13 protein-coding genes and 1 riboswitch are annotated in these 13,036 nt (G+C 48.4%); of the genes, 8 read left to right on the top strand and 5 right to left on the bottom strand.

The window, feature by feature from the left end; all coding sequences use genetic code 11:
- Positions 1–155: 155 nt before the first annotated feature.
- A complete protein-coding gene (locus AC1S5B_RS24500; protein WP_482038277.1) occupies positions 156–791 on the bottom strand; it encodes an HAD-IA family hydrolase in 636 nt (211 codons plus the stop codon).
- Positions 792–907: 116 nt separating this feature from the next.
- Positions 908–992: riboswitch (Glutamine riboswitch) on the top strand.
- Positions 993–1,030: 38 nt separating this feature from the next.
- On the opposite strand from AC1S5B_RS24500, the gene pirA reads away from it, so the two are divergent.
- The gene (gene pirA, locus AC1S5B_RS24495) at positions 1,031–1,483 is read left to right on the top strand and encodes an arginine synthesis PII-interacting regulator PirA (protein WP_482038276.1); all 453 of its coding nucleotides are present in this window, start codon (positions 1,031–1,033) and stop codon (positions 1,481–1,483) included.
- Between the two features lie 289 nt (positions 1,484–1,772).
- Here pirA and AC1S5B_RS24490 read toward each other — a convergent pair whose 3' ends face one another.
- On the bottom strand, positions 1,773–2,756 hold the full coding sequence (locus tag AC1S5B_RS24490) for a GntR family transcriptional regulator (RefSeq protein WP_482038275.1): 984 nt from the start codon (positions 2,754–2,756) through the stop codon (positions 1,773–1,775).
- Between the two features lie 311 nt (positions 2,757–3,067).
- Between AC1S5B_RS24490 and AC1S5B_RS24485 the strand changes: the two genes are divergently transcribed.
- The 4 genes from AC1S5B_RS24485 (at position 3,068) to AC1S5B_RS24470 (ending at position 6,354) form a co-directional block, all read left to right on the top strand.
- Positions 3,068–3,796, top strand: a complete 729-nt coding sequence (locus AC1S5B_RS24485; RefSeq protein WP_482038274.1) for a dienelactone hydrolase family protein — start codon at positions 3,068–3,070, stop codon at positions 3,794–3,796.
- A gap of 184 nt (positions 3,797–3,980) precedes the next feature.
- Positions 3,981–5,429 (top strand): signal recognition particle protein, encoded by a 1,449-nt coding sequence (gene ffh, locus AC1S5B_RS24480; RefSeq protein WP_482038273.1) that lies wholly within the window; start codon positions 3,981–3,983, stop codon positions 5,427–5,429.
- Positions 5,430–5,462: 33 nt separating this feature from the next.
- Positions 5,463–5,624, top strand: a complete 162-nt coding sequence (locus AC1S5B_RS24475) for a hypothetical protein (RefSeq protein ID WP_482038272.1) — start codon at positions 5,463–5,465, stop codon at positions 5,622–5,624.
- Between the two features lie 79 nt (positions 5,625–5,703).
- Positions 5,704–6,354, top strand: a complete 651-nt coding sequence (locus AC1S5B_RS24470) for an NAD(P)H-dependent oxidoreductase (protein WP_482038271.1) — start codon at positions 5,704–5,706, stop codon at positions 6,352–6,354.
- Positions 6,355–6,398: 44 nt separating this feature from the next.
- Here AC1S5B_RS24470 and dapF read toward each other — a convergent pair whose 3' ends face one another.
- Positions 6,399–7,235, bottom strand: coding sequence for a diaminopimelate epimerase (gene dapF / locus AC1S5B_RS24465; protein WP_482038270.1), 837 nt, complete (start codon positions 7,233–7,235; stop codon positions 6,399–6,401).
- A gap of 163 nt (positions 7,236–7,398) precedes the next feature.
- Here dapF and AC1S5B_RS24460 point away from each other — a divergent pair, with 163 nt between their 5' ends.
- On the top strand, positions 7,399–7,614 hold the full coding sequence (locus tag AC1S5B_RS24460) for an Hfq-related RNA-binding protein (RefSeq protein ID WP_482038269.1): 216 nt from the start codon (positions 7,399–7,401) through the stop codon (positions 7,612–7,614).
- A 174-nt stretch (positions 7,615–7,788) separates the two neighbouring features.
- Entirely contained in the window at positions 7,789–8,688 is a 900-nt protein-coding gene (locus AC1S5B_RS24455; RefSeq protein WP_482038268.1) for an alpha/beta fold hydrolase, read from the top strand.
- A 7-nt stretch (positions 8,689–8,695) separates the two neighbouring features.
- Here AC1S5B_RS24455 and AC1S5B_RS24450 read toward each other — a convergent pair whose 3' ends face one another.
- Positions 8,696–9,430, bottom strand: a complete 735-nt coding sequence (locus AC1S5B_RS24450) for a THxN family PEP-CTERM protein (protein WP_482038267.1) — start codon at positions 9,428–9,430, stop codon at positions 8,696–8,698.
- A 218-nt stretch (positions 9,431–9,648) separates the two neighbouring features.
- On the bottom strand, positions 9,649–10,569 hold the full coding sequence (locus tag AC1S5B_RS24445; RefSeq protein WP_482038266.1) for an alpha/beta fold hydrolase: 921 nt from the start codon (positions 10,567–10,569) through the stop codon (positions 9,649–9,651).
- 108 nt (positions 10,570–10,677) lie between these two features.
- Between AC1S5B_RS24445 and AC1S5B_RS24440 the strand changes: the two genes are divergently transcribed.
- Positions 10,678–12,963 carry a DUF4912 domain-containing protein gene (locus tag AC1S5B_RS24440; protein WP_482038265.1) on the top strand — a complete coding sequence of 762 codons (2,286 nt, stop codon included), beginning with the start codon at positions 10,678–10,680 and terminating at the stop codon, positions 12,961–12,963.
- The last annotated feature ends 73 nt before the right edge of the window (positions 12,964–13,036 follow it).

The raw sequence follows: 13,036 nt of genomic DNA, 5'->3' as shown, positions 1-13,036 counted from the left end.
CAATATGACCTATAAAAGTGAACGGAAAAATGTAGGTGATGAGTCGGATTACATGATTGTCCAATTCAAGCATCTATCTGTTCAAATGACTCTTGCGTAAGTCCTGTTAGTTTTAATTGCAGCAGCCTACTGATTGGGTAAAGTGACTAAAAACATCAATCGTCATTTCCTGTAGCTATTCGGAGCAATTCTTCTGGCTGGCAAATCAAAAAATCAGGATTTTCTGCCGCCAATGCTTGACTAGAATTAAAGCCCCAAGTGACGGAGATGATTGGGATGCCTAGTTTTCGAGCGGCTTCAATGTCGCGGGTTTCATCACCCACATAAACAAGATCAGCTAGATTTAACTGCTGCCGCTTGACCACCCGCTGGATTACCTTGTCTTTACCAAAAAGTGTTAAGCCACATTCCACAAAGTCAAAGATATCTAATAAGTTTTGGGCGGTCAGAAATGCTACTACATTTTCACGGGAGTTAGACGTGACAATTCCTAAGCGATTGCCCTGCTGGTGCAGCGATCGCAGAACTACCTCCATTCCCGGAAAGATTTGCAAATGAGGGATTTCACGGTGTAACTCTTTTCGTAAACGGCGCACCAAAAAGGGAATCTTGAAGGGAGGCAGCTTAGATTGCTTAATGATCTCCTTAGAACTAAGGTTTTTGAGTTGGGTAACATCCCCTGCCTGAGTCACAGGGTAGCCAAATTCAGCAGCAAGCTTGTTGCTAATGCTCCAAACTGCTTCAAAAGAGTCTGCGATCGTTCCATCAAAGTCAAAAATGATTACTTTCACAGTAAAAAAAATGAATTGTTCAATCAAGTTGCAAAAATGTCATGAATATTTGATAAATCTTCCTTAAGAACAGTATCTTCCCTAAAACAGTTAGCTATGATACAGAAAGAAAGAAAAACGTTCATCTCTTCTGGTGATACAGATCACATGAATTCGGTTCAGACGAGACGGAAGTAGGGACTTTTCCCGAAGGAACGCGCCTCACTCACCCTACAGAATCATTCCTTGCGAGGCGAACCATGAAACTTACTTATCGCGGTGCCAGTTACGAATACAACCCTGCTTCCTTAGAAGTGAGGGAAACTGATATCTTGAGACACCATCAAAACGCTCACCAACGCTGCCAAACTTTGGCGGAGTCGAACTATTCTCTAATCTACCGTGGGGCTACCTACACAACCGCTCAAGTGGCTCAGTCGTTAGCTTCTGTAATAGTCTCTGGGACTCCTCAACTCTTGACTTATCGAGGTGTGCAGTATATCAGGAATGCTAATGGAATAGTAGAATTTGCCAGACCTGCAAAAGCATCGTTGGCTCCTAAATCCATTACTCCTGCCTTTGTAGAAGCAAGCGCAGTACATCACGAAAATCTTCGCCGTAATATGCAGCGCCGGCTTGAGATTGCCAACGAACAAGGAAACCAAAATCTGGTCAGTCAACTAGAGGCTGAATCTAGACAGCTTGCTCTTTAATATCTGGTTTTGTAGAGCATCGCTGATAGGGTTCTACATCATTGGAGGAGTGAACGATTAACTTGTGTTTTCCTTGCAACTATCCAAGGGTGGTGTAGCGAATCCACACCACCTTTTAATTTTTACCGCAGTGGGAAGACCCAAAGAAGGGAAGCAAACCCCACTAAATATGGTCGTCATTTGAGTTGCAGTTTTGAAAAGTTCAAGAAGCTCTATGAAGCAAGGGGCTTAAGCCCTTTGTTTGTGCGTCTATCAGTTTGGCTTTAGCTTTGTTAGTTGTGGGTCTATATCAATCTAGCCCTAGTTCGCGTTTAAGTAAGCTGATGGATTTGGAGACGATAAAGTTTTCACAGCAGATCAGTTGAGGACGACGAATCAGTTCCTCGCGCACGGAGGCGATCGCATCCTTCACCATGGCGCAACTTGCCTGATCGCTGATAATCGTTTGGGCACTGCGGGCGATCGCGGCTAACTTATAAGCATCACTGACTTGCCCCGTCATTACCAGCAAATCATCGCCGCGCAGGCTGTGAATAATTACATTGGCAACGCTGACCGTTTCCGCACTCAGGCTAACAACGCCCAGACAACTCCCTTTGGGTAAACTTCGGATTACCTTAATTTCAGATTCAAAGTCATAAATATCCACAGGGATGACACGCACCGATTTAGGAGCCGCGATTTCTTCGGCTTGAGAAATGAAGTAGCGACTGGTGACCACTGTACCAGAGCGAGTTTGATCTAACGTTTGCTCTAATTCCTCTAGCGGCACTAGCTGAATCGGAATGTTTAGCGCCCGTTCCAAATCCCGTACAATCACTTCGCCTGCTTCGATATCATGAGCAGGGGCAGTGACTAATACTTGGGCACTACAGCGAAGCCGCCAATCAATTTCGCCCAACAATAGTTCCCTCGCTTGGTTGAGAGAACAGCCCAATTTCAGTAAATCATCCAGGCTGCTCTGCACGACTTTGTAAGCTTCAGGATTTTGATCCAGCAAGGGGGATTTAACTTTTGCCCCACCATCTTGAGCAGGATCGCGCACGTAGATTCCAGAGCCAGCTTGAGCATCGACGACTCCGGCTTCTTCTAACTGGCGATAGACTTTGCTGATTGTGTTGCGATGTAAGCCGGTTTGCATTGCCAATTGGCGCGTGCTAGGCAGGCGATGCCCCGGTGGAAACTGGCGGGAAGCGATCGCAAACAAAATTTGGTTGTAAAGCTGATTCGATGCAGAAATATCACTATCCTGCTGGATTTGAAACTGTACCATTATTGAGTCTCCAGGTCACCTCAATGCTTGAAGAGGCTTACAGATCTTGGCTTGTATCCATAATTGTGCGTTTGTATTCAGGAAACTGGCACACACATCTTAAGCTTACTTTACAATTTATGCCGCGTCTGATTTGTTGCATCAGGTTCTAGCCAATAGGTTCTAGCCGATGGTTTAGCCTTAGCCTTAGCCTTATTACTGAAAAAGTTTTGCTTATCCGGAATAGTGACGATAAACTGCTTTTCTGATTGACAGCCTGCGATAAATTTCAGACGCTAGCGATAGCGAGTGAGCGATCTCAAGGGAACTAGATGGCAGACATTAAATCGGCTTGGGTGCACGTGCCCAATGGAGCGTTACAGATTGATACCTATCTTGCTGAACCCATTACCGAGGAAATTGTTCCCGGAGTGATTGTCATTCAAGAAATCTTTGGGGTAAATGCTCACATTCGAGATGTGACTGAACGGCTTGCACGACAGGGCTATCGGGCGATCGCACCCGCCATTTTTCAGCGCACTGCCCCCGGTTTTGAAGTGGGCTACAGCATGAATGAAACCATTTTGGGACGACAGCACAAAGATCTGACGACTGCTGATCAGCTATTAAGCGACATCCAGGCAGCGATCAACTACTTAAAAGCCATGCCCACCGTCAAACAAACAGGTTTTGGCGCGATCGGGTTTTGCTTTGGGGGGCATGTTGCCTATCTCGCTGCGACCCTGCCCGATATTCAAGCGACCGCATCCTTTTATGGCGCAGGCATTGCCACGATGACTCCCGGTGGCGGAGATCCTACGATCGCCCGTACTGCTGACATTAAAGGCACCCTCTATGCCTTCTTTGGCGATCGCGATCCCCTGATTCCCAATGAACAAACGGAGCAAATAGAAACCGCACTGCAAGTACACAATACTTCCCATCAGGTGTTTCGCTATCCAGCAGGACATGGTTTTTTCTGCGATCGCCGCTCAGACTACAATCCCCAAGCTGCCGCAGACTCCTGGAATCAAGTGCGGCAGTTGTTCAAGCACCTATGACTAACCGCCAATTCGCCCTCCCTGTCGATTCGGTCAAGGCATTAATCTAAAATAATAGGCGGATGTATGAGTCAACACGATAAAATCAACGTCTGACAATCAATTCCACCAACTCTGCTAGCGTCATTTTTGGTTCTAGCTTCCTCTTCAGTTCCCTTTAGCTACCTCCCCCTCTGTCACCGTTATGTTTGAAGCACTCTCTGAACGTTTAGAAGGAGCCTGGAAAAAGCTTCGCGGTCAAGACAAAATTTCTGAATCGAATATTCAAGAAGCGGTGCGGGAAGTTCGCCGTGCCTTGTTGGAAGCCGATGTTAACCTCCAAGTTGTCAAAGACTTTGTGGCAGAGGTGGAAACCAAAGCCCAAGGTGCAGAGGTGATTTCAGGCGTTCGCCCTGATCAGCAATTTATTGAAATTGTTTACAACGAACTGCTGCAAACCATGGGAGAAACGAATGCTCCTTTGGCTGAAGCCGACACTGCCCCCACAATCATTCTGATGGCGGGTTTGCAGGGAACTGGAAAAACCACGGCGGCGGCTAAGTTAGCCTTGCATCTCCGCAAAGTGAACCGGAGTACTCTGCTCGTGGCGACGGATGTTTATCGTCCCGCTGCGATCGATCAGTTGATCACCCTGGGTAAGCAGATCGATGTACCTGTGTTTGACCTGGGCAAAGATGCAAATCCGGTTGAAATTGCCCGACAAGGGGTTGAGAAGGCAAAAGCCGACGGCATCAACACCGTAATTATTGATACGGCAGGTCGGCTGCAAATCGATGCCGCCATGATGGCAGAGCTTGTTCAAATCAAAAACCTCGTGCAGCCCCACGAAGTTTTGCTGGTAGTGGATGCCATGACCGGGCAAGAAGCCGCTAACCTGACTCGCACCTTTCATGACCAAATTGGCATCACCGGAGCCATTCTCACCAAGATGGATGGCGATACGCGGGGTGGAGCAGCGCTCTCAGTCCGACAAATTTCTGGACAGCCGATTAAGTTTATTGGTACGGGCGAGAAGGTTGAGGCGTTGCAGCCTTTCTATCCCGATCGCATGGCATCTCGCATTTTGGGCATGGGCGACGTGCTGACCTTAGTGGAGAAAGCACGGGAAGAAGTCGATCTGGTTGAAGCGGAAAAAATGCAGGAGAAAATCCTCACTGCAAAATTCGACTTTACCGATTTTCTTAAACAAACCCGCTTGCTGAAAAATATGGGTTCTCTGGGCGGCATCATGAAAATGATTCCAGGGATGAACAAGCTCAGCAGTGACCAGCTTGAGAAAGGTGAAACTGAACTCAAGCGCGCCGAAGCCATGATTGGCTCCATGACCGTGATGGAACGCAAAGATCCCGATCTACTCTCCAGTTCTCCTAGTCGTCGCCGCCGCATTGCTCGTGGTTCTGGGCATACAGAAAAAGATGTGGGGGAACTGGTCAGCAAATTCCAGCAAATGCGAACCATGATGCAGCAGCTAGGACAGGGCAATTTCCCGGGCGGTATGGGTGGCTTGCCGGGAATGGGCGGAATGCCAGGGATGGGCGGCGGTCGTCCTCAGCCCGGTTGGAGAGGTGGCGGCGGTGGCGCTCCAGCGAAGAAAAAGAAGGAGAAAAAGAAGAAAGGCTTTGGCACCCTGTAGACCGATTTGGCGGGCGATCGCGCTATCTATAAAATGCTTTTTCAGGAGTTCGACACCGAAAATCTGGGTAAGGTTTTAGGGAATGTTCACGGCTCTCGTGGCGCGGATGAGCGATCGGCAATTCCTAGCATATGCATTAAGGTGCTGGCGGAGCTATTTCGGGCGATGAGTACGCGATGGAAACAAAAACTCTGAACTCCGTTCTCTCCTACACCGCCGTAGATAAAGGGTGTGGAGTATACTCATCGAGTAATCAGCGCAATGGTTTTAATCTATGAGCCTAACCACACCTACCGATTTACTCGATCGCCTGAACTGGCGATATGCCACCAAAAAGTTTGATCCCACTAAAACAATTCCCGCAGATATTTGGGCGGCTTTAGAAGAATCCCTAGTCCTGACTCCATCTTCCTATGGGCTGCAACCCTGGAAGTTTTTGATTATCACGAATCCAGATCTGAAAGCCCAACTCCAGCCCTTGTCTTGGAATCAGGCACAGGTGAGCGAATGCTCTCATTATGTAGTGTTCACGATTAAAAAGAATCTCACGGCTGAGCATGTCGATCACTTTGTAGCACGCACGGCGGAAGTGCGACAGGCTGAGCCAGAGTCATTAGCAGGCTATCGAAAAGTGATGGTCAGTGATGTGGTGTATGGTGCCCGCAGCCTTAGCGTCAATGAATGGGCAACCCGACAAGCCTACATTGCGTTAGGCAATTTTATGACCTGTGCAGCGTTGCTAGGCGTGGATACTTGCCCAATGGAAGGAATTGAACCTGCCAATTATGACAAGGTATTAGGACTGCCTGAAAAAGGGTATGCGACGGTTGTTGCGTGTGCAGCAGGCTATCGAGCCGAAGACGATAAATATGCGACTTTAGCAAAGGTAAGATTTGAGAAATCTGAGGTGATTGAAACGTTGTAGTGCGATTGCGGCAGTTTCGTCGCTTGAGCCAACCCTGGGATACGCTATATCTTTCCAGCAAATACTCGTTCGGCAGGTCCGGTCATATACAGGTGGTTGTCCGTTGCTGACCATTCAATCACGAGGCAGCCACCGGGAAGCTCAACGGTGGCACGGCGATCGCAGCGATCGGTTAGCACGGCTGCCACCAATGCTGCACACGCACCCGTTCCACAGGCTAAGGTGATTCCTGCACCCCGTTCCCAGACCCGCATTTTCAAATAATCCGATCGCACTACCTGAATAAATTCAGCATTAATTTTTTTGGGGAAGACAGGATGACATTCGATATGTGGACCCACTGTTTCTAACTCAATAGCGGCGACATCTGGAACAAAGGTGACACAGTGAGGATTGCCCATATTAACGCAGGTCACCTCCCAGGTTTTCCCGGCTGCTTCTAAGGACTGATTAACGACGGGTTGATCAGGCTGTCCTAATGTCGTTGGAATTTTTGCTGCCTGTAAGATCGGTTCGCCCATGTCTACGGTGACCAAACCATCGTCAGTCAATTTTGGCGTAATTAGACCGCCCAACGTATGAATGGTATAAGACCTTGGTTCGGTAACTCCTTCCAAATCTGCAATGAAACGGGCAAGGCAGCGAATGCCATTTCCGCACATTTCCGGCTCTGAGCCATCGGAGTTGAAAATCCGCATGGTGTAATCGGTGCCATTTTGACCCGGCAACGCAAAGATCACGCCATCTGCACCAATGCCAAAATGGCGATCGCACCACGTCGCGGCTTGGGTTGGCGTAAGGCATGGTTCATTGGATAGGCGATTATCAATCAGAATAAAATCGTTGCCTAATCCGTGGTATTTAGTGAACTCAATTTGCATAATGATTTTATAGATGTCTAAAGAGAGTGCAGTAGTCGAAGAAAAATAAGCTATAAGTCGTGAGGATAGAAAAGCTGTTAGGGTTGAAAATCCAGCATGATGCTGTGACTCTAGATCAGGCTGATGACTTAAAAATTCACCTTTCCTTCATAGGGCACCAGAAATGACTACAGAACTTGAGACAGGGCTTCCCAGTATTCGCCAAATTCAAAACATGATTCGAGAGGGCAACGAAGTCGAGCTAAAGCTGGTTACAGGCGACTTATTAGCCGGAAAAATTAGCTGGCAAGACAATCATTGTATCTCGCTAACGGATCAGTATGACCAGCCCACTATTGTCTGGCGGCAAGCGATCGTTTATCTCAAACCACGCCTGTAGAATGCAGGGTGCAAAATCTTAAGTGCTGAGTATGAAGCGGTTGACAATCGGCACGACTCACGGATAGCCATGCACCCGTAATATACATTTTTAATGGTAGTAAGGAATACAATATTAGAGGCGCTTCATTTCCAATGAATGCCTAAATGGGGTACTTTCTCTGACAAAATTCCTATGAATGTTCTTGCTGAGTGGCATCATCATTTCGTTGAAACCAATCGCATTCGTTTACATTGCGTTACTCAAGGAGAAGGGGAACTGGTTGTTCTGCTGCATGGGTTCCCAGAATTTTGGTATTCTTGGCGGCATCAAATTCCTGCCTTAGCACGCCACTTTAAAGTCGTCGTGCCTGATCTGCGCGGCTATAACGAATCTGATAAGCCTGCCACTGGCTATGATCTTGAAACCCTGACGGCAGATATTCGCGGTTTAATTGAAAGTCTTGGCTATACTCGTGCTCATGTCGTGGGGCATGATTGGGGTGGCGCGATCGCTTGGAACCTTGCTCAAAAGTTTCCGCAATACTTAAACCGACTCGCTATTTTGAGCGCTGCCCCCGCTCCAAAATTAGTCCAAGAACTGATTAGCAATGTGGATCAAGTTCGCCGCAGTTGGTATGTGTTTGCCTTTCAAATTCCCGGCATTCCAGAGTGGCTGATTCAGCAAAACCTATCAGAATTTGTTAAAAATATTTTGCGAGAGCAAGCGGTTCGCAAAGGAGCTTTCTCTAAAGAAGACGCTCAAATTTATCAATCGGCTCTGGCTAAACCAGGTGCGCTTTCTGCGGCAATTAACTACTATCGACAACTGCTGCTCCCTTGGAATTGGCTGCGCGACTGGACTCCCAAACCGGTCACTGTGCCAACATTGGTTTTGTGGGGGGAAGAAGATTCGTTGTTTAGCCCCAGTTTGACCAAAGGATTAGATCGGCTGATTAGCGCCCCTTTTAGGCTCACCTTGATTCCCCACTGCGGACACTGGATTCAACAGGAAGCGCCGCAAACGGTAAACCGGGAGTTGCTCACTTTTCTCCGGCAAAGTGGTCAAGAATTAAACGGTGAAGCTATTAGTTGAAAATAGGTTAGGCACGACGTTGACGACGGCGCAGATAACGGAACCCTGCTCCGGCTATCATCACACCCGCGATCGCCGTAGGTTCTGGTACAGCAGCACTCGCTTCTGTTTCAACCACTCTGCCAAACAGAAATGCTTGATTAGTCCCGCCTTCTTCAGAAATAAACTCATTCACCGCCGTTCCAGTGGGCGTTGGGCTAAATCCTAAAAGCTCTAACGTATAAACTTTCTGACTTACAGTGAAAGAGTTGCTGGAAGTTGTGGCAGCAAAGGAGATTCTGTCTGAACATCCATCTGCATTATTGGGTGAGTAGGGGCAAGGATTTAGGGCGTTATTCGTTTCATCAATTGCTAGATTGAATAAAAATGTTTGTGCAGGAACCGGCAGAGTTCCACCAAAATCTAAATTAAGCGTTAATCCAATCGAGGTCGGTACAAATCCATAGATGGGATTGTTAAAGTGGCGTAATGTACCTAGATTGAAAACCGTGCCAAACGATGCGGTTCCAGTTTTTCCAGCAAAACCTAACCCGCTTTGGTTCCCAATGCCGCTGGCAAACGCACCTCTGCCCCAACGAATTTGGTTTTCTGCCCCTACTGTCTGATAGGCAATTTCAGGATTCGCGATCGCGTCCCACGCACCAGAAGTATTAAAGCTAAACGCCTGAACGGGGGCTGTCACACTCAATACAAGCGCAGCGATAGAAGTTACCTGTCCAACCGTTTCTATGGCAAACCGCATTTTAAACACCTGTGAAAACCGGATACAAGACGCTGTGGATGTCGCTGCCGTCAGAACTCTTCCCAGAAAGCATCTCTAAGCGTCGGACATATGCATCGACTAAAAAGTTCAAACTGCTGAATTTACCAACAGTATATTCACTGCCGAGGTTCGTCAGCTTGAGTTCATCGTTTCTTTAACGTTGCAATTTCTCTAACAGGGTTCATTGGCGATTAGTATTACGACAACAACTGCTGCAAAAACTGGTGTAGGAGGGCGATCGCGATCGCAGGTTGTTCTAAAGACAGCAATACGCCCGCATTGGGCACCTTCACAAAAGCTTTAATATAGGTCGAATTGAGACTCGAAATCCGTTGACCCAAATCGGCGTTGATAAATTGAGCAGATTCGCCCCACAAAATCATCGTCGGCGTTGTCAGTTGAGGAACATACGTGGCTAGATCAAAATATAGATCGCCCCGGAGAAAGGCAAGAGCAGCCGATTGAGCGTTAGGTTGCTGAGCGGATGCTAGATAGGCAGCCACCATTTCCTGAGAAACTCGGCTGGGATCGGCAAACAAAAACCGTTCTAAAAAGCTACGCACTGCCAATTCATTCATTGCCCCTAGGCTATAAATTAGTTGATCCAACAGGGGCATCCCGATCGCCTGTAAAGGCAATCGTCGTCCCGCATCTTGCCCTAAATCGGCAAACCCCGACGGACATACTAAAAACAGCGCCTTAACCAAATCAGGGCGTTGTACCGCAAGACGCACCGCGATCGCTCCCGTTAAAGAGGATGCGACTACAATGGCAGGGCGATCGACGTTCAGGGCGCGATCGCGGCTACAAGTCTTCTCCAAAAACTCTGTGAGCGTGATCAGGTAATCTTCTACCCGATAATCTCGCACCGGATGGGCAGACTCGCCCCAGCCAATCAGATCCGGAACCATCACCCGATAAGTATCCAAAAATGCTGGATATACCTTTGACCATTCATAGGCAGAAGCACCGCCGCCAAAATTATGTAAAAAGATTAACGGTTGCACCTTGGACGATGGTGGCAACCAGGGATCGCCTACTGGAGCGTAATACACCATTCTGCCCAAGGATGTTTCAAGACTCTGCTGCCCCATGCCGGGCGGATGAAACTGAAGCATAATCAATCTGCCGATTTAAATAAACTGAACTAAATTCACCATACGCAGAATTTCACCGTAAAATCGATCAGAAAATTTAAAAGCTTTTACCTCGTCAGGGAGACTGATATGAAAACCTCTCAGCATAAGTACATTTCAATCCTTCCCCTAGCGATTTTGCTTGCCCTCGCAGCATTTCCCAGACTTCAGGGCAGTGTTTTGTTGCGACCTGTATTTGCCCAATCTGCTCCTTCAGCCCCTTTGCCGCCAGGCTCCGTGCCAGCAGACACCATCGTTCGGGTGGCAGGCTCAACCAGCATGGCGGCGATCACCCAAACGTTAAAGCAAGGGTTTGAGCAGCAATATCCAGGAGCCAAAGTGAACGGGGCGATCGCGCCAACAAATGATGCTTTGCAAGCATTGAAGGATGGCAAAATTGATGTTGCGGCTAGCGGTCGTCCACTAACCAAGGAAGAAAAAGCAGCGGGATTGGTAGCGGTGCCAGTGGCTCGACATAAGATTGCGCTGTTTGTGAAAGAAGAGAATCCGTTTAGAGGAACTCTGACGATTGAGCAGTTTGCCCAGATTTTTCGAGGCGAGATCACTAATTGGGCAGATGTGGATGGCACTGATGCCCCTGTGCGGCTGGTGGATCGCCCTGCAACGAGCGATACTCGACAGGCATTCTTGAACTATGACGTATTTCAATCGGCACCGTTTAAGGCAGGGGAATCCGCAATCACGGTTACAAAAGATCAAACCGCCGCCGTAATTGCAGAATTGGGAAATGATGGGGTGGGCTATGCGATCGCCGAACAAGTCTTGGATCGACCGGGCATTCGGATTGTTTCGCTGTATGACACATTCCCCGATAATCCCAAATACCCCTTTTCTCAACCGCTGTCATATGTCTATAAAGAACCGCCGAATCCAGCAGTGCAAGCCTTTTTAGGCTATGCAGCAACTCCAGAAACGGCGGCTCAAATTGAGAAGGCAAGAGTTCAAGCCGCTACGCTGCCGGAAACAGGCACAGGTGTTGCTGTTCCTGATAATTCCCAGACCACCCCGTCCGATTCCGCTAATCAACAGAATGGGCGCGATGGCAATGATTTTGGGTGGCTATGGTGGCTATTGCTACCCCTTTTAGGCATACCAATCCTGGCATGGTGGCTCAAAGATCGGATGGGCGCAGCGGCAGTAGCGCCGATTACCACAGCAGGTGAACCGCCCCAAAACAGCCGCATTATATTGACTCCCCGAAACTGTCAGGATGCTTATGTTTATTGGGAAGTGCCTGAAGCTGCCAAAAAAGCGCTCCAAAAACAGGGAGGAAACCAACTTCTGTTGCGGCTTTATGATGTGACTGGCATTGATATCAAACATCAGCCACCCCACAGTATGCGTCAGTTTGAGTGCCGTGAAGGAATGCAAGATACTCACCTACCGATCGCCTTAGATGATCGCGATTATTTGGTGGAACTGGGCTATGTCACCGATGATGATCGCTGGCTGTCTTTAGCCCATTCTGCCCCCGTGCGAGTGCCGCCATGCAGTCCTGGAGGACAAGGCTTAGGAATGGGCGCGATCGCAACCGCAGGCATACCGTTAGCAGGAGCTACAGCCGCGATCGCCCAAGGACGAGACAGGGAAGATCCTGCTGTTCGGCAGCCGGTTTATAGCAGTGCCGACTGCCGAATTATCCTAGCTCCCCGCAATTGTCGCGATGTTTATGCGTATTGGGAACTGGCTCAAACCACACAAATGAATCTACGGCGAGGGGGGCATGAGAAATTAGCCATTCGCCTGTGTGATGTGACGAATATCGACCCCGATCGCCAACCGCCCCATAGTATTCGGCAATTTGAATTTGATGCTCGTGCCCAAGATGTTCACTTGCCGATCGCAGTAGACAATCGAGACTACCTAGTGGAATTGGGCTATCCTATCGCTGGCAACCGCTGGGTTAAGCTAGGGCGTTCTGAACCCGTGCGTGTGCCCCAATGTAGCCCCACTGCCAAGACTCAACTGACAGGCAGCGATTTTTTTGAGGAAGCCGCTTTGCAGAATCGTGCGCCCATCCAACTCCCTCAAGATTTCAGCCAAATTATCTTGGCACCCCATGGAGGCTCCAACGCCTATGTTTCATGGACTTTAACAGATCTGCAAAGACAATCTGCTCTAAGTCAAGGGGGGCAAAAAATGGCGCTGCGTCTCTATGATGTGACGAATATCAACTTGGATTACCAACCGCCTTACGGCGTTTATGAGTATGAATGCAGTGAAGCTGACTGCGATCGCCATTTATCAATTCCAGCGGGCGATCGCGACTATTTAATTGAGATAGGCTATGTCACCAATGAAGGACGCTGGCTAAAACTAGCGCGTTCTGAGGCGGTTCACATTCCCACAACCTAAGCCTTGTTTGATAGCGACGGGCAAAGGACACGGGAATAGGTAAAGGGGTAAAGGAGTGCCTTAGCGGTTACTT

This window comes from Leptolyngbya sp. CALU 1928 (assembly GCF_056784215.1).
Note: the sequence above shows the minus strand (reverse complement) of the source record. Positions and strands in the feature narration are given on the sequence as shown.